Genomic DNA, 21,499 nt, shown 5'->3' with positions numbered 1-21,499 from the left:
CTCCGCCTACCCCCCTTATCAATCCTAACCTCCTATTCAATTTCAGGACGGTCGCCACCGCTACTTCCTCCCGATGATGGCGGGCGGGTAGTTCCGGTGCTTGTCTTTCCTCCCTTGCCTGCTCCGAGGCTGTCGGAGATGACGACACGGTAATGATCGATACGCGCGTTCCACCATGCGAACAGTTCGGCGTATTTATCATCTCCTTTGACGAGTGCCAGGGCATTTAGTTTTTCCACCAATGCGTTATAAGCCTTCTCGTAAATGGGACGTGTCATTTCGGTACTTCCTTTTCCGCTCTTTTCGGAGTGTTCTTTCGAGCGTTTCGATGTCAGCTCGGCACAAAGGTCGTTCGCTTTTTTAAGTTCGGCTATCCAACCGTCCAAACCTAAGAGAGTAGCGTCCGCCTTGTATTTATCGGACGCCAGTTCCTGCAAAAAGTTATTGATGAAACTTGTCTGGTCGTCGAACGAGCGCCGTTGGGCACCGGTAAAAGTATCAGCCAATACGCTCAGACGCAAAGCACCGTCTCGCTTATCCTGATCGAAGTGTCTCAATCCGTTTCTTATTTCTATAAGTATGGCAACATGCAGGTTACCACGCTGTTTGTTACCCGTAGTCATCTGTTCGGTAATAGAACTTTTGGCAACGTTGACAATGCTATCATCAAACGCCTGCAATTTTGCCTTATAATCGGGAAATATATCGGTTATCTCCAGTGTATCGTCGCCTTTGGCTTCGATAGCTGTTTCTATTTCACGACCGAACGTCAGACTTTCGTTGTTCTTCAACCGTGTTTTTGTTCCAAATGTTTGTATTTTAGTCATAAATATGTGTTTCTATTCTTTTAGTACCTGGTAAAAATATTTTCAATATTTTACAATAACATTACGCTCTAGACACAATCCCCCGATACTTATATCGATGAAACAAAAAACCCTTTAAACTGGTTCGATACTTATATCGGGGGCGCCTTCGTTGTGTAGAAAGCTTTCGATACTCGTATCGAAAGCTTTGGCTGCCGTATGTGTCTCACGACAAAAAATCGGCATATCTAGTATTAAATGATTTGCTTGAAAACAATTTTATCGTTATCTCTAATTTTTATTCTCGCTTCCTCCTTTTGTTTATCAACATCCGGAGGATGTTCAGATTGTCTTTGTTTCATTTTTATTAGATTTAAGTTATGGCCCGTCAAGGGGTCAAATTATATTTACGTTTATATTTATTAACAGCAAAATGACTAGAAAAAACGTTCCTTTTTTCCTGTCATTGCAAAGGAAGGAAAAATAATTAAAGAAACAAATATTATTTCAAAAAAAATCAAAGAGAATGATTGATTTTCTTATCATAATGAGCGTTATTTAATCGGATATGATTATTTCTAAAGAAAAACTTAAACGTGACTAGAAAAAAGGAACGATTAATTTAGTCATTCGCACTTAACACTTTTCACGATTGTTTTTCAATGGATACAAGCAGGTTATTCATTTAGGATTTAACATGTTTCAATTGTAAAAATCCCCTATTAGTATATATATTTTTTTATTAATAAAAAATCAATCTTATGAGGATTTCGGTATTGATTGATTTTACAATAAGTTTTCAGTCTTCCTTTTCAAAAAATAGATTCCTTCAAAACGAAATAGCTATCTTTGCATCTAATCAATAAAACTTAGTAGAGAATGGATAAGCAAACGGCCTTTCCGAAAAGACAAATCGTCGATATTGAAACGTGGGAACGGAAAGATAACTTTAATTTCTTCCGGAATTTCCTGAATCCGTGTATCACTATTACCTCCGAAGTGGAATGTACTGCGGCAAAAGAGAAAGCGAAAAAGAACGGGCAGTCCTTCTTCATACATTATTTATACGCCATCTTGCGGGCGGCAAACGAGATTAAGGAGTTGCGCTTCAGAGTAGATGACGAAGGGCAGATAATATATTTCGAGACTGTCGATGTCTTATGCCCCATCCGGATGAAGGAGAACGGGAAATTCTTTACGGTCAGGATTCCATGGATAACCGGATTTGAGGACTTCCATCGGGAGGCGCGACGTATCATCGCCTCTATCCCGGAGGACGGAGACCCGTATAATGCCGAAAACCTGTCGTCCGAAGAAAACCGGTACAGTGTTATCCTGGTGAGCGCGACGCCCGACCTTTATTTTACATCGATGACACATACGCAGGAGCGCGAAAGCGGTAGCAGCTACCCGTTACTGAACGTGGGAAAGGCGGTGACGAGGGAAGGAAAACTGGTTATTCCCGTCGCGATCAACGTGCATCACGGGTTTGTGGATGGGGCGCATCTGGCGACGTTCTATCAGAAGGTGGAAAAATATTTGGGATAGTATCCCCTCCCCTCTCGAGAAGGGGGCAGGGGGTGTGTTATAGTTAACTACAACCCGTATTCCTCAATCTTCCTATACAGCGTAGTCAGCCCAATCCCCAGCAGGCGGGAAGTTTCGGTTTTATTCCCGTTCGTATATTTCAGGACTTTCTGTATATGCATTTTTTCAACGCCGCTCAGGTCGAACCCGGCATAGGCTTCGTTTGCCGAGGCATTGGGTTGCTGAATGTTCAGGGGCAACGAATCCGGCGTCAGCACATCGCCATCCGCAATAATCAGGCTGCGTTCCACCACATTCCGGAGTTCGCGGACGTTTCCTTTCCAGGTGTATTTTTTCAGCAGGTTGATATAATCGGGCGAAATCGTCTGGATTTCCTTGCCCATCTTTGCCGACAAAGCCGCAACGAACGCCTTCACATGCAACGGAATATCCTCCGACCGTTCCCGTAACGGCGGCAGATGTATCTGGAAAACGGAAAGGCGGTAAAACAAATCTTCGCGGAAATGTCCCTCGGCAATCTCTTTGGAAAGATCGCGGTTGGTGGCGGCAATGACACGGACGTTGACCTTTACCGGACGTGTATCGCCAATCTTGATGAACTCGCCGGTTTCCAGGATACGCAACAGCTTGGCTTGCAGGTCGAAAGCCATTTCACCGATTTCATCAAGGAAGATAGTGCCGTTATCGGCCTCCTCGAAAAGTCCTTTCGTCTCCTTCAAAGCACCCGTGAAAGCGCCGGCTTTATGGCCGAACATCTCGCTCTCCAGCAGGTCGCGGCTGAAAGAAGAGCAGTTGATAGCCACAAAGGCTTTTCCGCTGCGCGAACTGTGTTGGTGGATGGACTGGGCGAAGACTTCCTTTCCGGTGCCTGTCTCGCCTGTCAGCAGCACGGGTACATCGGTTTGCGCCACCTTGCGGGCCAGGGCGATCGCCTCCTGTATGGCGGGCGATTTGCCGACGATGGTGTCGAACGAATATTGCCGGCCGACCGGCGAAGCGGCAGCTTTCTCCTGACGGTAGGCGGCGGTGGCCTTCTCCATAGCCTTGGCGATCAGGGGGAGGATTTTATTGTTGTCGTCGCCTTTGGTGATATAATCGAAAGCACCGTTCTTGATGGCTTGCACGCCGTCGGGGATATTGCCGTGGGCGGTCAGCAGGATGACTTCGGAATGGGGGCGCAGCTTCTTTAGTTCGCGTACAAGTTCAACGCCGCTGCCGTCGGGCAGGCAGACGTCGCACAGGATGACTTCGGGGGTCTGCTGTTCCAGTTGTTTCAGACCTGCCCGGCAGGTGGACGCCTGGAACACATCGTAACCTTCAAGTCCGATGATACGTGAGAGTAAACCTAAAATCTGCTTTTCGTCGTCAATAATCAGTACTTTTCCCATACATTCAACAATTCTGTAACGCAGGCAAATGTACGATGATTATTTTTTCCGGCAAGGGGATGCGGGGGCAATATGCTGAATTTTATAGCATACTGATAAGGGCCTGCTTGTTCAGTATCTTCACCTTGTTACGCGAGATGCGGATGAAACCGCTGTCTACGAGCTTATTGATTTCTTTGGAAAGGGCGGGCCGCGTGACGCCGAAATACTCGGCAAGCTGCACCTGGTTGTGCTCCATATCGACCGTGTCTTCGCCCTCTTTCAGATGGTCTATCAGATAATAGATGTAACGGCTGCGGATGCCGCGGAAAGAGAGGACACGCAGGCGGGTCATGGTGCATTTGTTGCAACTGGTGCTGACGCAAAGGAAGTTATGAAGGAGCACGGGCATCGAATGCATCATCTTAAAGAATGAATCTTTGGAAATCTTCATCAGGACGACATCTTCCTCGACCGAGAAGGTGGCGGGGAACTGGTTCTTTTCGGCAAAAACATGCGGAGTAGCAAAGGTGCGCGGGGCTTTGATGACCTCTACCCTGACTTCGCCTCCCGAGACATCGACTACGTCTACGTTCAGTTTACCTTCGAGCAGAACGTGTATGGCCTGGCACGGCGAACCCTGGTGGATAATCGTTTTTCCTTTCGGATGGTTCTCTAGTGTGTATTCCAGATTTTCCAGGAAGTCTTCCTGCATCTTCTGCGTGAAATTCCGGAACAACGGTATTTGAAAGATATCGGTTATATTCATTCAGCATCGATTTAGTGTCGGAAATGTTTCTTACAAAGATAAGAACATTTCCGACACCTGCAAGTTACCACTTGGCAATAAATATTCTTGGGTTGATGTTGATCGACAACCATCCCCAGTCTTGCCAACTATCTTTACTGCCTCCCTTGACGGCTTCCATCGTAGATGTTCCGAGCATCGTGGAGTAACCGGCGGAGAGTTTCACGTCTTTCATAATCTGCCAGTCCACCTGGAGGTCGAGTTCAGAACCTAGTCCGCGGTCGAGGTCTTTTCCCTTAATCGTTACATCGCTTGTGGTGGAGAAATAATGGTAGGCAAGCGACAGGTCGACTTTTTTCGACGGTTTGAAGGCGAGCTTCACCTGATTGTCCCAAAGTCCCGGATTGAAACCCGGCAGAAACGGGGTGGCATAATAATAATCCATCGCGCCGTAGAATTTGTGATGGGTTCCGTACAGCGGGTCGAAGGCCGTGTATTTGGCATCCGGGCCGTCCGTATTGTCTGCACCGCTCAGGTAATCGCTGCCGAGGGCAGCGCTCCATTGCGAATTGATTTTATAGGCGGCATTCAAAGCCCAGAGGAAAGCGGAGACGTCACGTTTCTTCGCATTCTTGCCGGACTGGTAATAAAAGGTACCGCCAAAGGTCCAGTCGCCCGGCTGGTAATACAGGTTTGCTCCCATCGTTTGCATGAACTGGGTGTCGGAAACCTTTTCTTTCGGGTCGCCGCCTTCCAGTCCGAGGTTCATGAAAAGGAAAGAGGCTTTAAATTCTTTGCTGCCGATATGCTGGTACCAAAGGGTTTGCATGTTCTTGTAAGGTTGCGCGCCCTCGGCGTAGAAGGTGCCGCCTATTTTAGTTTCGTCGTTCTGGTTAAAGGCGAGGATGAGATGAAGTTTGTTCTGTTTGTTCTCATAACCCAGTTTCAGGGCGTCGTGATAACGGCCGGCGATGTTCCAGTCCAGTCCGCCGAGGATACGTTCGTCATCGTAGATGAGCGACTGGCGTCCGAGTTTAGCAAAGAGGCCGTATCCGAAGTCGAGTTGTGCCCAGGCCTCGTTCAAGATGAAACGGCCGTTCTTGTCGATCTGCGGGTCCTGTCCCCAGACGCCTACGTGCTGTGCGGAAAGGCCGATCGAGAGGTTCTGCCGCTCGTAATTCATGGAGAGGCGGGCACGGTTATTGATGAAGCCGGCCGGCTCCTGCCCTTCGCTACGGGGATTTAAAACTCCGTTCCTGTACTCTGCACGCGGACGTATCTGCGCACTCATCGAGAATGTATTCTCTTTATCCTTGGATGTTTCATTTTCGTCTGCTTTCATCCACATCGAGCTTACCAACAGAAGCCCGGAAAAAACAATCACCCGTTTCTTCATATCGTTTATGTTTTAAGTTGATATTTCTTTTTATTTGTTATTCCATATTGTAAACGTGTACGCTGTTGCCTTGTGCCGAAGGCAGATAATTCACGCCGAACCAGCAAACTTGCAGCAAGATAAAAGCGAACACCAGTATTCCAAGGGCTGACCTGTACTGTTTATTCTTCTGAAATCGGAAGTGTATATACAGCAGATTGCCCAGCCAGGTCGCTGCTGCCCAGGTCTCTTTCGGGTCCCAACTCCAGTAATGCCCCCAGGCTTCTTTCGCCCAGAGCGCCCCGAAAAGCATCCCGATAGTCAGGAAAGCAGTTCCCACATAGACCAGGTTATCGCAGAGATTCATTACGCCCGGCTCAATCGCAGTCTTTCGCGACCGGACCAGTAGATAGACAGCCACCACGGCCCCCGCTCCCAGCATCGCATAGGCAAACATATAAACAATCACATGCGGTGCAAACCAGGGACTTTGCAAGGCGGGCATCAGCGTCTTATTATGTATCTCCGGTTTAAACAGGTTGATACAAATAAACACCAGCGACATGACCGTACTGAAAGACAAGATCCATTTATAGCGCCAGCGGATATAAGTAATGATTCCGGCCACCGGCAGGAAGAAGGAGTACCACAGGCGCGTCTCCCCCATCGTCCGCAACGGCGGTCGTTCCAGCGACACCCACATCCCGACAATGAAAGCCATAAAGATAGCCAGGCCGGCAACCGTCCACAAAACCACCTGCAACGACTTGCCGGGCCGGTAAGCCGCCATTGCCCCCATGCCCCAGCAGAATACGGCCGGCAAAGCAAAATATATCAAATGATTCCATTCCATACGTTATACTGTTTTTGCGTCATTAACCACCGTCTGTTCCGGCTTATTCCCGGGTGCCAGAATGAAAAGGCAGACGGAGCCGAGCAACATCATCAGAATGCCGGTATATACCAACGGAAGCCACGGGTCTTTCACCAACTCGAAGATGCTCAGGCAGCTCCATTTCCCTTTTGTTTCGTCGTAGCTTAGCTGGTAAATCTTCCAGCCGGACATACTGAAAGGCTTATTCACTTCAATCAATGCCTTGGCCTGCTCCTTTTCCTTCGTATACACCAAGACCTCGGAGGCGAAGCGTTTCGGTTCGCGTTCCGGCATGACCAGGCTCACCTCCTCATTCAGTTGCAGTGATACGTACGGGAACATGAAACTGCCGCAACTCACCCAACCGCTTTTTTCGACACCGCTTGCCTTATTGCGGGCAGTTACGTATAAGGCGGTTGTCGCCCCTTCGGAATGAAAGGCGACAAAGTTGACCGTGTCCTTTCCGGGGACGCAGGCGGCCATCGGCAACAGGTCGGTTACTTCTATCTCCCAATCCAGCAGGTTGCCGGACAAAGGAGTGGATTCGACCAAGATGTTTTCAGGATTCTTTTCGGGCAACGCTTTACCGTCCGCATTGTCGATAATCAACAACTTCGGAGGATATTCGTCGATTGTAAATGATTTCAGTTCGATGGCTAAAGGCAGTTCCTGCATTTCTCCGGCTTCGTCGGTTGCCCGCCATTCCGGTTCACCTTGCGAAACCGTCATCCGCAGACGTTGCAAGTCACCATTTCCTAAAATGGCTGCCAGCAACGTAATGAATAATCCGGCATGATTCAGGATAAAAGGAACATCTTTCCATTTAAAACAGCTTATCTTCCGAATCGTCACCAACCCCAATACGGAGAGAAAATAAAGGAACAGCAGCATAAAAGGCCACGAGACCGTCATTTGCATGAAACCTAACCCGGACAGTAGTCCTCCGTGAGTAACCGTCGCAGAGGGAGCCACTTGTCGGGTCAGTCCCATGATGATAACCAAAACCATCCAGGCCGTCAAAGACGTAATACTCGCCGTCAGGCTGTAAAACCACTGCAAAACAGCAGCTTTACGGCTCGCGGCATATACCATTATCAAGAAAAACAGGAACACTCCTCCTGCTATAGCGTTCAGGGGATACCGGAAAAGAGTCGCGTCCACCTTCCCGGTTGTCATTTGCAGAATGACTCCGGTAATGAACAGGCCGATGCTTATCGCCCATCCTTCTGCATATCCCCAGGGTTGCTTCCACATAATCAGATCTTTTCAGCCAGACGTTTGTTTGCTTTCGCTTCCTTAATCCATTCCGGAACGACAGTGTTCAGGAATTTCTCTTTTGCCTGACGTTCGGCAGCCATATCCAGACCGATATATTGCTGTGCTTTTTCCTTTGTCGAGATATCCGGCATCGGAACATCATCTGTATAACCCAATTTAGCTAATACTTTGGATACAGCCAGACGTGCCTGCATGGTCCTGTCGAGGCCGTTACCCAGGATACGTTGTATCTCCTGCGGTGCATGGAATGCTCCACCGTGGGAAGCAACACCGAAATCCCAACGCCATTGTGCCTGACGGAGCAGTTTCAATACCGGAGCCATCTGGTCTTCCGTTGCGCCTTTATCCCAGGCAAACTTTGCTTCGATATGTGCTTTTGCCAGTTCGGCTTCCAGGCGGTTACGCATTTCGTTTGCCTTGTTCTGACGTTCGTAAACATTATTACGCAAAGTTTCTTCGCTTTCACGATGGCAAACCTGGCAGGTACGGTCAATCATAGCCAGCGGGCTCATGATATGGTGGTCACTGTATTTCACACCGCCTTCGCTTTTATAAGGCATATGGCAGTCGGCACAGGATACGCCACGCTGTGCATGGATACCCATCATCGACAATTCATAATCCGGATGCTGCGCTTTCAGAATCGGTGTACGGCTCAGTTTATGGGTATAGTCTGCGAAACCTTCTTCGTCATAATAAGCCTCCATGTCTTCAACAGTAAAGCCTTTATCCCAGGGGAAAGTCAGATACTTGCCGTCACCCTTGAAATAATATTCCACATGGCACTGCGCACAAACCAGTGAACGCATTTCCTGCTGGGTCGCCTTGGTGATGTCGCGTCCCTGGCGCTGGAATGCTTCAATCAAGGCCGGACGACTGATATGCAGATTCATATTCTCCGGTTCATGGCAATCGGCACAACCGATAGGATTCACAATCTCCGTTCCCATTGCCGCCCATTTGCTCTTATAGAAATTATCTACTCCTATCGCCTGCATCATACGGGGAACGTCCGGACTCTTACAAGTCCAGCAAGTTGCCGGCTGCGGACCTTCATCGGGCGTCATCGGAGCGCCGACACGCAGGGTATGACGCATATCGTCAATCGCATGCATATGACCGCGTGGAGTTGAATAATCTTTAGAAAAAGCATATCCGGCCCAAAGAATAACCATTTCGGGACGGGCTGCCAGCACATCGACCATCTGGTTTCCGTTATACTTGGTTTGAAAACTGGTATCCATCGTCTGCGTCCAGGTTTCATATTCCCGCGGATAGTTCGGGGCAAACTTTTCGTTTACCGACTCAATGCCGGTAATCTCGACTTTCTTGTTATTCATCACACTGGCAATCTCGGCCCTCCGTTCATTGATCGAGGCAGCGAGTACGCCCAATACGAAAACAACGGCCATTGTTCCGCCGAACAACAACCAGCCTTGCCATGATTTAAGTTTCTTTTCCATATTCGTTGATTTTTATTTATTCGTTTTATTTAAGCATATCTTTCAGCCATTGCGGCGTATTGGTTTTCGGATAAGGCACAATGGCCGAAGGAGTGGACGAGAGGCTGTTGGAACCTCCGTGCGGAACATCGCGGTGACAGTCCCAACAGGCTTTTCCTTCACCCGCCATCGCCATATTGTGGTCGATACGTCCGGTGTTTACAAATTCGGTATTCAGTTGCGTGTGGCAACGGACACAGTTGTTCATGATTACTTCAGCGCTTTCGTCGATAGCCTGTATTACCTGCGGTTCGCCACGCATCATAAAGACAGCGGCATGTCGCATACCGTCCATTCCTTTGAAAAACCATTTCTTTGCGGCGTTTTCGTGCGGCACATGGCAATCGTTACAAGTAGCGTTCCGGCTATGCGAACTGTGACTCCAGGTAGCATAATAAGGCCCCATGATATGACAGTTCACACAGGTCGACGGCTCATCAGACAAGTAACTCCAGGCCCTCGATACATAAAATGTATAAAAGCCTAAACCACAAATCGCTCCGCTCGCGACAATGGCAAATAATTTCCATCGCCTGGAAGGAAGAATCGCGTTTATTATCTCTTTTATCTTCATACAGCCTTAATTAAAGTTTAATTCTTGACAAATATCTTAAATCGAGTACAGGTAAAGTGTAATAAATATTACATTGCGCGAAAATTATCCAACAAATGAGAAAAGTTTTATTCATGGCAGTCTCCGCACTGCTGATCTGCACCTCGTGTGTAACGAAGAAAAAATACCTGGAAGCCGAAAATGGGCGGCTCGAAGCCATCGGCCGCGGCAATGCTTTACAAGAACAACTGGTCGATTGCAAAGATGCCGGTGACAAACTGAACGAGCGCTTCGCCGCCCTCCAGCGAGACACGGCAAAGATGGGCAGCAACATCCGCAACTATCAGACGATGCTGAATTCGAACATGACACAACAGGAAAAGTTAAACTCCCTCCTCAGCCAGAAGATGGAAGAATTGAACGAGCGGGAACGGACAATTAACGAATTGCAGGACATGATTAATGCCCAGAACGAAAAAGTTCAAAAGCTGCTAAGCAGCGTAAAGGATGCCTTATTAGGTTTCAGCAGCGAGGAACTGACTGTTACGGAGAAAGACGGCAAAGTATATGTCGCCATGTCGGATAAGTTATTGTTCGAATCAGGAAGCGCCCGGGTGGATAAACGTGGAAAAGAGGCATTGGCTAAACTGGCGGAAGTCCTCAACAAGCAGTCGGATATAGATGTATATATCGAAGGCCATACCGACAGCAAACCGATTAACACGGCACAGTTCAAAGACAACTGGGATCTGAGTGTAATCCGTGCAACTTCGGTTGTCCGCATCCTGACAAAAGATTACGGCGTGAATCCGTTACAGATACAGCCTTCCGGACGTGGAGAATATATGCCGGTAGCAGACAACGAATCGGCTGAAGGCCGCAGCAAGAACCGCCGGACAGAGATTATTATGGCACCGAAGCTGGATAAATTATATCAGATGTTACAATAACCTATAAATAGCGGGAATGTGTCAAAAGTCGCTATCCTGTCTGTCATCCCGGGCTTAACCCGGGATCGTATACTACGTTGATATGCACCATTTAGTATAAGTTGGCGGATCAAGTCCGCCATGACAAAACGGACTTTTGCAACAGTCCTGTTATTCTATTGACCTATAGTGGATTTTTAATCGAAAAAAAGCTCCACTCCAAATCAAAGGGAGAACATGGGTACCAGATATCTTGTTTCTCTCCCCCTACTTCCTGAAAAATATGGATGAGACAGGTAGATGTTTTTAGGTATTTATCTCCATTTTCTTTCAATACGCTTACTTGACCAATCCCTTTGTTTTCAAATTCTCTGGTCGAATATCCCAAATTCGTATATTCCCTGAAAGAAGCCAAACTTTCTTCGTTATCCTTCACTTCTACCGATGCTTCATATATATAATACAAATAAGATTTATCAAACCCTGATTCCTTTGCTACATTTCCTGGAAGTGCACCTTTGCACACGTCAAGAGCTTCACAACGCGTAAATCCTTTGACAGCCACACTGTCATAATCATCAAATGTAAACCAGGTTATCTCCGGTTCCGATAAATAGATTTTTTTATCATACTGGAACTTTGTCTTTGAACAAGAGAGTAAAGCAAAGACAACTAACAGACTATAAATAAATGACAGATTCTTCATAATTCCTTAATTTAATATTAAATACCAGTCTTTTCATTCGTAAAACAAACTATTTATCCTCTTTCGATTTTACATCTATATCTTTAAAGGAAAAACAATGCCACTCCAAATCGAAAGGGGAACACGGATACCAGATATCCATCTTTTTACCATCCTTTTCCTGGGAAATATAGATTAGATAAGTGTTCATGACAAATGAATCATCAAGACTGTCATAATCTTTTACAGTATTGGAAACCCCAATATAACCCATATCCGGAAAAGAATATCCCAATTTAGTATTTTGATCAGCATACATAATAATAAAATCCTCCTCATTCATCTTAAATTCAGCAGTAACCGTGCAGATATAATAAACATAAGATTTATCGTATCCCGAATCCTTCACAACACTATCAGGCAGCATACCTTTATGTTCATCCCCGATAGTCCAGCTATTAAATCCCTTCACTACGATACTGTCCCCTTTCTCTACAGGATACCGGTTCACTTCCGGCTCCGACAAATACAAATAAACCTGACCGTTAAAACCAATCTCAGTCTTAGAACACGACATCAAGGTCAACATCAATAATAGATAAAACACAAACATTCGATTTCTCATATCATTCTCACATTTTAAATACTTCTATCCATTAAACGCCAGCCTTTGTTTCATATTGCGTGAGTGATAATCAATAAATTATTGTATGAGGCAGTGATAATAAAATATAAAAAAGACTCCCCCCTAATATTATTTATCATTAAATATTTATCATCTACTATCATACTATCATTATTTGATATAAATACATAATTATCAACACCCTATCTTATGACAGTAAGTGCTTTTAACTATCATATATCTATCATGCAACTATCATACCCGCTTAAAAAGTAAGATAGGAAACGTCTTCTTTTGGATAAATATATAGCTAAAAATCAACAACATAGTAACATATATTGCTTGACACCCGGGTCTTGACACCTTCGACACCCGGGTGTTCGCATCGTCAAGATGGGGGTGTAAAACAGGGTAAGATGGGCATCCCGGCAACAAAAAGTCTGTATTCGGGTGAAATTAAGTCATTGTTTTGGGATAAAAAAGTAGTAGACTAACGAATTATGAGAGACAGCATGTAACCGGGCAGTCATCTTTTTAAGGTCAAAAAGATGGCTGCTTAGTTAAAATAGAGTTAAAATGATGGTTGCATGATAGATAAATGATAGTTAAAAGTACCTACCATCATAGATTAGAATGCTTATAATCAGATATTTATATCAACCAGTGATAGTATGATAGTAGAATTAAAGATAATTCTACTTCTTACATCTTATTGCAAAATACAGAATATACAGAAATGCAATCAACGGCACAAAGAATCCGATTGCCATATTGTTTTCCCCGATATATCCCATCAGCATCGGACTGAAAGCGCCACCAGCCACTCCCATCACGATATAGGAAGATGCCTTTTTGGTATAAGCGCCCATCCCTTCCAGACCTAACGCAAAGATTGTCGGAAACATGATGGACATAAAGAAGAATGAAATATACAACGCATACAAAGATATCGTTCCGGCAGAAACAATTACCAACGCCATGCAGATGGCATCAGCCAAAGCAAACCAGGTCAGCAATTTTCCCGGAGCCATCCATTTCATCGTAAAACTTCCGGAAAGGCGGCCAATCATGAATAAAGCCATCCCGCCAAACGCAAGTATCCGCGAGGCTTCGATATTCGTCATCTGCGGGTCGAGTTCCGTGACATAATTAATAAAGAAACTAAAGATACCGGTTTGCGCCGCACAATAACAGAACTGGGCAATCACCGCCCGTACAAACTGCCCATGCCTCCACATCGAAGTGGCGGGGAGTTTTGTATCAAGTCTATTTTCCTCCTGTTCCTCTACCTTTATCTCCGGCAAACGAGTGAAAAAGAAAAGGATAGCTACCAATAAAACGATACCGCCCACAAGAATATAAGGTTTCGTCAGGGTAAACGGGTCATCCTGCGCACCTCCGAAGATTAAAGCCCCACCAACCAGCGGACCAAGTATCCAGCCCAACCCGTTAAACGATTGCGACAAATTCAGACGCTGCGCACCCGACTCCGTCGGTCCCAGAATAGTCGAATAAGGATTGGCTGCCGTCTCAAGAATACACAACCCGCAGGCAATGATAAATAAAGCGACCAGAAAAGGAGTCGCAGAATGCAAAAAGGCAGCAGGGATAAAAGCGAAAGCCCCGGCAGCAAAAAGTAACAATCCCAGAATAATACCTTTCTTATAACCGTAACGTTTCATAAACATTCCGGCAGGCAACGCCATCAGGAAATAAGCGATATAAGTGGAAAACTGCACCAGGCCGCTCTCTGCCTTCGTCATCGTGAAAGCGCCCTGGAAATGTTTGTTCAGTACGTCCAGTAAACCATGCGCAAATCCCCACAACAGGAACAGGCTGGTGATAAGTATGAATGGAACGAGATATGATTTTCCATTGGGGGCAGCAAATAAGCTTTGTTTGTTTTTCTTTTCCATCAGATTCTTTTGATTCGGGTAATTGAAATATGTCCATCAATTGCCATTTCTCCGCGGATATGGCGCCGGAAATGACTTAACAGATTGCAAAGGTAATTCTTTTCTGCCAATAAACTATGTATAATCAGGACCTCGCAGATATTGGAGGTCTTGACCGGTTATTTCTTTTTCAGATAATAATTCGGATTAAAGTAGGAAATCCGGTAAGCAGAGTCCGGAGCGTTACGGTATAAATTGATCGTATTAAAAACCAACTTTGCCGAATCCATATCGAACTCAAGTAAAACAGGGAACATCTTTTCAGGAACAGAATCATAAGGAGTCAACCCGGCTTTTGCCAGCTGGTTGTTCCAGAATGTCGTCAAGCTCTCCTGGTAGATAGTATATCCTTTATGGTTAAACAGATAAAAAGTATCCCGCTCTGTCGTTGTCCACATTTTACCGGGATTTTTATATCCGGCAACCGGCATTAAAAACTGATAACCCGAAATATCCACCGGCTCCCCGTTATCAATCTCAAGATAAGCCTGATAGTCATATCTCTTATCTTCCGGAGAGTAGTTATCCCGTCCGGTTTGCGAAATCCGTTCAATATCTTTTGCCGTGATTCCGGGTATATAAGTAACCACCGACAAGAAGACGATCGCCAGGCAGGAAGCATACAGATAACGGCCGTACTGTTTGGTAAAGAATAAAACGGCCAGACAAGTCAGTATCAACCCGACTACCACCAGATACACACGCGGCTCTGTAAATCCGTACTCGTTGATACGATAACAAGCACCCACCCAATACATCACCAAAGCGGGCAATACGGCAAAACTGGCCTGTTTATAAAACCAATCATAATACCTCTTCGTCAGAAAGACCTGGCAACCTTTCAGAATAAAAGTGACAGAAACAAAACTGACAACGATATAAGCCACCGCCCCTTTCGGCAACGACCAGAGAACCGCTACCTTAATAAAATAAAGATACAGAATGACCGCATAGATCAGCAAAGCCGGCGAAAGCACATAATTCAGCAGCACTTCAAACAGCCGGTTACGGCTCTCCTCCTTTTCTTCCCTTTCTTGATTGAACATGAGGAACAACAAAGGCATCCCACACATAAACAGAAGGTAAGCCGAGTCGGTATAGAAACTCCTGTAACTGTTTTCCCATATCTCAAAGATGTATTGTATGGATGTATAGATCGAAATTGCCAGCAAATAAGCAATCCCCGCCAGTAATCCGGCAGACAACAAAGACTTCACATAACGCAACCCGACACGTACAAACTCATCATTATCACGTTTCCAGCCGCTAACCAGATAGAGAAGTTGCACTACAATCAATGAAACCAGATAGGTCGGTTGCCATATCTCATCCTTATCCAGCCACAAAAAAGGAATAAAAAAGAAAGCCGATAAGAAATACAACGGCCGTAGTTTGTGTTGTACGGTCAGTCCGTTCAATATATAGGTTATCAGGAACAGGACCGGAAAATAAGCCAGCGGCGCCGCCAGAAAAGAATATCCGAATGCATACTCGAAATAGACACATCCTGCCAGACTGAAAACGACTGACAACACAACTTCCACCGGATGTTTCCTGACAGCCAGTTTCAACCTGTTTATGAGAACCTCTATTTTCTTTTTCATATTGATTCAACGTTTATTAGATAGAAACGAAGATAAGAACTTCTTATTACATAAAAGCGATGAGAGACGAAATAAATAAACACATATTAGAACAAATCCCATAACTGTTTGTTTTATTAATAAAATCAATAAACGTAATATAAAACATACAGCTATGACTTTAAGTAGAAAATTATCCGATGCTCTGAACGAACAGATACTGGCAGAGATGTGGTCTTCCAATCTCTATCTGTCCATGTACATTCATTTTGCTCAAATAGGTTTGGACGGTTGCGCCCATTGGATGAAAAAACAATCGGAAGAGGAACTCGAGCATGCCTATAAAATGATTGATTATTCTGTAAAACGTGGCGGACAGGTGAAACTGGAACAGATCAATGTTGTTCCGACAGCTTTCGGCACACCGCTGGAAGTATTCGAACATGTATACCAGCATGAGGTTCACGTTTCCGAGTTGATCGACAAACTGGTAGACATCGCACATGCAGAAAACGACAAGGCGACACAAGATTTCCTTTGGGGTTTTGTACGTGAACAGGTAGAAGAAGAAGCAACCGCCAAAAACATCGTTGAAAAACTAAAACTCTACGGTGAACATCATGTGGCAATCATGGATCATCATTTGGGTAAGAGATAATTGGTTCAGATATTATCAGGTTTGAATGTTACTTTTCTCTTGAAAGAAAAGTAACCAAAAGTTCAAGGCTGCATCCGCCTCGCTACTCAGCCTCCTACGTTCGCTGTCGTCTGTGAACTCGCTGCGCTCAAACAGCACAGCCTCCGGGCGCTCACTGCGGATGCTTCGTTTAACGCTCACTAGATGAGGCCTTTCATAGAACGCTTTGCGTTCTCCTAAGATTGCCGATACTACCTGTTAAATCCAAAAGTTTTTGTTCTATAAGTACCGGTATCGGCCATCTTAAGAGGAAGCACAGCTTCCTAGGAAAGGCCTAAGCGGATGAACGTCCGCGAAGGGGGAAGACGAAGCGGTTAAAAAAATCCGTTGTCTGAGCGAAGCGAGTTTCGGATTTTTCAGCGGAGTCTTTCACCGAAGCAGTGAAGCCGGTTAAGCCTTGATCTTTTGACTACTTTTCCATCAAGGGAAAAGTAGGTTCAATTATTTCTATATTTACTCTACTACCTTCATTATCGCCTTTCCCCAATATTCCCCCAATACGGCTGCCCCTTTTTCGTTCGGATGGAGATAGAACGTACCGGCATTACCTTCTTCCGGTATTAAATCCGTGAGGTAATTGGCCTTGAAATAGTCGAATGCCTCCGTATCTCCCATAAACACCTGACCGGGAAAACGTTTGGCATACTCTTCGACCAACGATTGCAATACCGGATAATAACTTTGTAGACGGTTTAAACCTTCTTTCAGATACATGGCGCCGTTATATGTATTCGGACTGTACCATACCGGACGATGTAAAACGATTTTACAACTGGGATACAACGCTAGTAACTGGTTGATAATAGCTTTCATGTTTTCTTCATATTTTTCAGGAGAGGCCGGTGCACCGTTCGGACCTGTAATCGCGCTATCGTTCGTCCCCAACATGATGGAAAAGATAAGGGTCGCCCAAGTCTCGTCCGCAAACTTATCGGCAGCCGCTTTCGCCTTCGGGAAAAGTGTTTCCGTTGTCGGCAGATAATCAGTAGTCGTACAGCCGCTTACTCCCTGATTGGAGTATTTGACAGAAGCGACCGACGGTTGCTTTGTTAAGTATAAAGCGGCTTTTACAGGAGGAGCGTCATGTGACGGAGTAGCGATTAACGCTCCCTGGGTAATACTGTTTCCTATAAATACGATGTTCATATTCTTTTTACTTTCCGCCTTCATAAAAGGACTGCTTATCGCCAGTCCCAACAACAGGCAGGCTATTTTCGCGATCTGTTTCATATTCGTTTAGCTGAGTTAATTTATTCGTTTGCGAAGGTAAAAATAAATCAACTATTTCGGGATGTTTTTGCAGCCAAACTTTTGCTCCCTCCGATTCACGTAAAGGATACTCTTCCATTATATCCATCAGTTCGCTCAGCTGCTCATTGGTAAACCTGAAGTTTTTAAAGAAAGCCGCAACGTAAGGGTGAGTTTCGGAAAAGCCTTTAGTAGCAACGGCTTCGATATGTTCTGCATTACCGAACACACCTTTACTGTCTTCCAGAAATTTCAGGTCATAACGGGAAAACATCCAGTGAGGCGTCCAGCCTGTCACGACAATCCAGTCGTTATGTTCAACCGATTTTTGCAGGAACGCCGTCATGGTAGGCCCGCTGGAAGGCATCAATGCCAGTTGTAATCCGTATTCATCAACAGCCTTTTCCGTCAGGTTCATCAGACTGGCACCGATATCGATTCCGATAATTTCATTTTTGAAACGTTCTTTGTGCGCATTCAGTTCTTCTATCGTATTGATCGTTACATAAGACGGAACAGCCAGTCCTAAACGGGCTTTTTCAAACGGAACACCAATCGTTTCCAGACGGTCGCCATATTTTTTCATATAGTCGACATGCGTATCCGGAAGCCACGCATCCAGAAACAGATCGACTTTACCGGCAGCGACGGAGGTAAAGATCGGAGCGATATCGGCATTCTTCAAAGTCACTCTATATCCCTGTTCCTCCAGCATTGCCTTTGCCAGGTAACTCATGGCGATGCCTTCCGACCAGTTCACATAGCCGATCGAAATCTCCTTCGGGTCTTTGGCACGACTACAACCGGCAAGGAACATGAGCACAGCCAGGAGCAGGATCAGGTTGATAAGTATAAATAATCTTCTCATACAATTTTTCTTTTTACAGTTAATCACGCAGGTTTATTTCTTACGAACAAACCCCTGAGTTATACGATCCAGTACAATGGCCAGAATCACAACGGCAATACCGCCTTCAAATCCGAGACCGATCTTCATCTGGGTAATACCTTTCAATACGATCTCCCCCAAACCTCCGGCGGAGATCATTGCAGCAATCACCACCATAGACAATGCCATCATAATCGTTTGATTCACTCCCGTCATAATCGTCGGCAACGCCAACGGCAGCTGTACTTTGAAAAGTAGCTGGCGGGAAGTCGCTCCGAATGAGCGTGTCGCCTCAACGATATCCTCCGGAACCTGCCGTATTCCTAAATCCGTCAAACGGACAACCGGCGGCATGGCAAATATCACCGTGGCAAAAGCACCCGGCACAGGTCCCAGCCCGAAGAACAAGACAGCCGGGATCAGGTAAACAAAAGCCGGCATTGTCTGCATCAGGTCCATAACCGGACGAATTATTTTGGCGGCAATGCGGTTTTGAGCCGTCCATATCCCAAGCGGGACACCCAGGATGAGGGCGATTACGGTAGACGATAAAACCAATGCTACGGTCTGCATCGTTTGTTCCCAGAATCCCATCCCGTAGATCAGGAAAAGTCCCAGCAACGTAAGCACAGCTGTCCCTTTACCGGCTTTATACCAGGCCAGTACCGTTAAGGCCGGAATCATAATGTAAAAAGGTATCCATAACAATCCATGCTGAAAGGTCTCGATGAAACCACCGATAATATTATTGATGACATCAAAAAAATGTGCCCAGTGCTCCGTCATCCAGTTGATGACGATTTCTATATATTTCCCGATATTAATCATAAATCTATTGCGTTTTGAATTATTTCTTCTATTTCTTTCTGATCTTTCCCGGTCATCTCAATGATGATAGCGGAAGGAGAGACAACACCCACCAACCGATTTTCCTCATTGACAACAGGTAAAGCCTGCCGCACTTTCGGAAGTAAAGGAAGCATATCTTCCACCGTAGTATTTTCAAGGACAGAAGGTACTTCTGTCTGTACGATAGAACTGACATCCTTGCTTCCCTCTTTCCGCAATTTCAATACATCTTTATATTGTATCTCACCGATAAACTGATCGTCATTCCCGATAACAGGCAGTGCATACAATCGTCTTTCACGCATTTTACGGAAGATTGCTTCCGGACCGTCTCTTTTAATCCTTACAACGATCGGTTGTTTAAGCATTATCGATGAAGCTGTTACGATGCGTCCCCGATCCACACTTTCTGTAAAACGTGTTACGTAAGCATTTGCCGGATCAGTCAGTATCTCTTCCGGAGTACCGACCTGCACGACTTCGCCATCTTTCATAATGGCAATACGGTCGCCCAGTTTAATCGCCTCGTCCAGGTCATGCGTAATAAAAACGATCGTCCTCTTCATCTTCTCCTGCAAAAGAAGTAATTCATCCTGCATCTGTTCACGGATCAACGGGTCCAATGCAGAAAATGCCTCATCCATCAAAAGGACTTCCGGATTATTAGCCAGAGCACGGGCCAGGCCGACACGTTGCTGCATACCACCGGACAGTTCATCGACCCGCTGATTTTCGTAACCTTTCAGACCGACCAGTTCGATACTCTCCTGTGCTTTCTTCTCCCGCTCTTCTTTAGGAACACCTTGCAATTCCAGACCGAACGAAACATTACTTAATACCGTACGGTGAGGTAATAACCCGAAATGCTGAAAAACCATTGCCAGTTCTTTCCGGCGTATCTGTAATAATTCCTTATCAGACGAACGTGTTATGTCGATCCCGTTCACACGGATCTCTCCCATTGTCGGTTCATTCAGCCGGTTTATGCAACGCAACAAAGTAGACTTTCCACTACCGGACAATCCCATGATAACGAACATCTCCCCTTCTTCAATTTCCAGGTTTGCGTTACGGACTGCGACTGTACATCCGGTTTCTTTCAAAATCTCCTGTTTACTTTTACCTTTCAGTATCATCTTTTTCGCCCTGTTCTTCTCAGAACCGAAAAGGATAGATAAGTTTTTTATTTCTATCTTCGTCATATATCTAATTATTTTGATTTCATACCCGGTGGTTATAGTCCGGATCTGCTTTTTCAGACAAGTACAATCTGGTACCCGGACGCACATAATGAATCCGGAATAACTTTTTGACAATAAACTTTATATGCTAATTTTTACACCCTGGTGGTAAACGGAATCAGTACCGTTACATTATTACAACAAGTAAACCTTGATTTAGTTCATTTAAGGCTAAAAACATCTCGTGTCGGACAAATATTACCGGACAATAAAACGGCTTTCGCCATTTCTCTAAAAAACTTCTAAAGTTCAGTGAAAATCAATAAGATGAATTACATCTGAAAAATATCATATATTTTTGTAAGAAGAAACTTCCGTCAAATGCCGCTCCGCAGAATACCGGAGAAAAAAAGTTTATAAACTGTAGCCTGGAAAAATCAAAGAAGCGTGGATACTGTCAATATATAGACATTGAGGCTCTCGACAGGCCCCCCAACAATATGTATAACAGTACCACGCTCTTATCTATATACACGAACAACTTTACAATTATCTCATTGTGTATAAACAGAAAAGAACATTTGCATTTACAGTACTATTACTTGTTGGGTGAAATTGTCGAGATTTCGATGTCAAATAATATAAAAAAACGCTTATGTCTAACTTATAAAATGCTCATGAAGCAACACCTTGCATTTCATGTGCGGAACAAAGATACACAGAAGATTTAAATAATCAATTTTTCATCTAAAAATATACATGTATACAATAGAAATACATGTAACCATTGTTATTTGATCAGTAAGT

Annotated in this window: 19 protein-coding genes; 3 read left to right on the top strand and 16 right to left on the bottom strand. The window is 45.1% G+C overall.

Annotated elements, in window-relative coordinates; genetic code table 11:
* Positions 1-32: 32 nt before the first annotated feature.
* Positions 33-827: a DUF6261 family protein gene (locus tag DWW91_RS18010; protein ID WP_046147849.1), complete on the bottom strand. Its 795-nt coding sequence runs from the start codon at positions 825-827 to the stop codon at positions 33-35.
* 858 nt (positions 828-1,685) lie between these two features.
* Between DWW91_RS18010 and DWW91_RS18005 the strand changes: the two genes are divergently transcribed.
* On the top strand, positions 1,686-2,354 hold the full coding sequence (locus DWW91_RS18005; RefSeq protein ID WP_046147848.1) for a chloramphenicol acetyltransferase: 669 nt from the start codon (positions 1,686-1,688) through the stop codon (positions 2,352-2,354).
* A 47-nt stretch (positions 2,355-2,401) separates the two neighbouring features.
* On the opposite strand, the gene DWW91_RS18000 is transcribed toward DWW91_RS18005, so the two are convergent.
* From DWW91_RS18000 to nrfH, 7 genes are all read right to left on the bottom strand, one after another.
* Positions 2,402-3,742, bottom strand: coding sequence for a sigma-54 dependent transcriptional regulator (locus DWW91_RS18000; RefSeq protein WP_122328495.1), 1,341 nt, complete (start codon positions 3,740-3,742; stop codon positions 2,402-2,404).
* A gap of 82 nt (positions 3,743-3,824) precedes the next feature.
* Positions 3,825-4,490: a Crp/Fnr family transcriptional regulator gene (locus DWW91_RS17995; RefSeq protein ID WP_010800213.1), complete on the bottom strand. Its 666-nt coding sequence runs from the start codon at positions 4,488-4,490 to the stop codon at positions 3,825-3,827.
* A 64-nt stretch (positions 4,491-4,554) separates the two neighbouring features.
* Entirely contained in the window at positions 4,555-5,865 is a 1,311-nt protein-coding gene (locus tag DWW91_RS17990) for an alginate export family protein (RefSeq protein ID WP_122328494.1), read from the bottom strand.
* 37 nt (positions 5,866-5,902) lie between these two features.
* Positions 5,903-6,697 (bottom strand): cytochrome c biogenesis protein CcsA, encoded by a 795-nt coding sequence (gene ccsA, locus DWW91_RS17985; RefSeq protein ID WP_122328493.1) that lies wholly within the window; start codon positions 6,695-6,697, stop codon positions 5,903-5,905.
* A gap of 3 nt (positions 6,698-6,700) precedes the next feature.
* Positions 6,701-7,972 (bottom strand): cytochrome c biogenesis protein ResB, encoded by a 1,272-nt coding sequence (locus DWW91_RS17980; protein ID WP_122328492.1) that lies wholly within the window; start codon positions 7,970-7,972, stop codon positions 6,701-6,703.
* A gap of 2 nt (positions 7,973-7,974) precedes the next feature.
* Positions 7,975-9,459, bottom strand: a complete 1,485-nt coding sequence (nrfA, locus tag DWW91_RS17975) for an ammonia-forming cytochrome c nitrite reductase (protein ID WP_048317390.1) — start codon at positions 9,457-9,459, stop codon at positions 7,975-7,977.
* Between the two features lie 25 nt (positions 9,460-9,484).
* Positions 9,485-10,072 (bottom strand): cytochrome c nitrite reductase small subunit, encoded by a 588-nt coding sequence (gene nrfH, locus DWW91_RS17970; RefSeq protein WP_010800218.1) that lies wholly within the window; start codon positions 10,070-10,072, stop codon positions 9,485-9,487.
* A gap of 95 nt (positions 10,073-10,167) precedes the next feature.
* Here nrfH and DWW91_RS17965 point away from each other — a divergent pair, with 95 nt between their 5' ends.
* Positions 10,168-11,001, top strand: a complete 834-nt coding sequence (locus tag DWW91_RS17965) for an OmpA family protein (protein ID WP_122328491.1) — start codon at positions 10,168-10,170, stop codon at positions 10,999-11,001.
* 163 nt (positions 11,002-11,164) lie between these two features.
* On the opposite strand, the gene DWW91_RS17960 is transcribed toward DWW91_RS17965, so the two are convergent.
* The 4 genes from DWW91_RS17960 to DWW91_RS17945 form a co-directional block, all read right to left on the bottom strand.
* Positions 11,165-11,686 (bottom strand): hypothetical protein, encoded by a 522-nt coding sequence (locus DWW91_RS17960; RefSeq protein ID WP_046147842.1) that lies wholly within the window; start codon positions 11,684-11,686, stop codon positions 11,165-11,167.
* Positions 11,687-11,735: 49 nt separating this feature from the next.
* Positions 11,736-12,290 carry a hypothetical protein gene (locus DWW91_RS17955; protein ID WP_122328490.1) on the bottom strand — a complete coding sequence of 185 codons (555 nt, stop codon included), beginning with the start codon at positions 12,288-12,290 and terminating at the stop codon, positions 11,736-11,738.
* 695 nt (positions 12,291-12,985) lie between these two features.
* Entirely contained in the window at positions 12,986-14,206 is a 1,221-nt protein-coding gene (locus DWW91_RS17950) for a sugar MFS transporter (protein WP_007659426.1), read from the bottom strand.
* 158 nt (positions 14,207-14,364) lie between these two features.
* A complete protein-coding gene (locus DWW91_RS17945) occupies positions 14,365-15,849 on the bottom strand; it encodes a DUF4153 domain-containing protein (RefSeq protein ID WP_122328489.1) in 1,485 nt (494 codons plus the stop codon).
* A 154-nt stretch (positions 15,850-16,003) separates the two neighbouring features.
* Here DWW91_RS17945 and DWW91_RS17940 point away from each other — a divergent pair, with 154 nt between their 5' ends.
* Positions 16,004-16,486, top strand: coding sequence for a ferritin (locus tag DWW91_RS17940; protein ID WP_007659422.1), 483 nt, complete (start codon positions 16,004-16,006; stop codon positions 16,484-16,486).
* Between the two features lie 492 nt (positions 16,487-16,978).
* On the opposite strand, the gene DWW91_RS17935 is transcribed toward DWW91_RS17940, so the two are convergent.
* From DWW91_RS17935 to DWW91_RS17920, 4 genes are read right to left on the bottom strand one after another with little or no spacing between them, the layout of a single operon-like run.
* Positions 16,979-17,755 carry a GDSL-type esterase/lipase family protein gene (locus tag DWW91_RS17935; RefSeq protein ID WP_370449594.1) on the bottom strand — a complete coding sequence of 259 codons (777 nt, stop codon included), beginning with the start codon at positions 17,753-17,755 and terminating at the stop codon, positions 16,979-16,981.
* Positions 17,679-18,641: a glycine betaine ABC transporter substrate-binding protein gene (locus DWW91_RS17930; protein ID WP_007659418.1), complete on the bottom strand. Its 963-nt coding sequence runs from the start codon at positions 18,639-18,641 to the stop codon at positions 17,679-17,681. The genes DWW91_RS17935 and DWW91_RS17930 overlap by 77 nt, the downstream gene beginning before the upstream one ends.
* Positions 18,642-18,674: 33 nt before the next feature.
* Positions 18,675-19,490, bottom strand: a complete 816-nt coding sequence (locus tag DWW91_RS17925; RefSeq protein ID WP_007659416.1) for a proline/glycine betaine ABC transporter permease — start codon at positions 19,488-19,490, stop codon at positions 18,675-18,677.
* Positions 19,487-20,713: a glycine betaine/L-proline ABC transporter ATP-binding protein gene (locus DWW91_RS17920; protein ID WP_122328487.1), complete on the bottom strand. Its 1,227-nt coding sequence runs from the start codon at positions 20,711-20,713 to the stop codon at positions 19,487-19,489. The genes DWW91_RS17925 and DWW91_RS17920 overlap by 4 nt, the downstream gene beginning before the upstream one ends.
* Positions 20,714-21,499 lie beyond the last annotated feature (786 nt).

The sequence above is a fragment of the Parabacteroides sp. AF17-3 genome, assembly GCF_003635445.1.
In the GTDB taxonomy this organism is placed as follows: Bacteria; Bacteroidota; Bacteroidia; order Bacteroidales; family Tannerellaceae; genus Parabacteroides; species Parabacteroides goldsteinii.
Note: the sequence above shows the minus strand (reverse complement) of the source record. Positions and strands in the feature narration are given on the sequence as shown.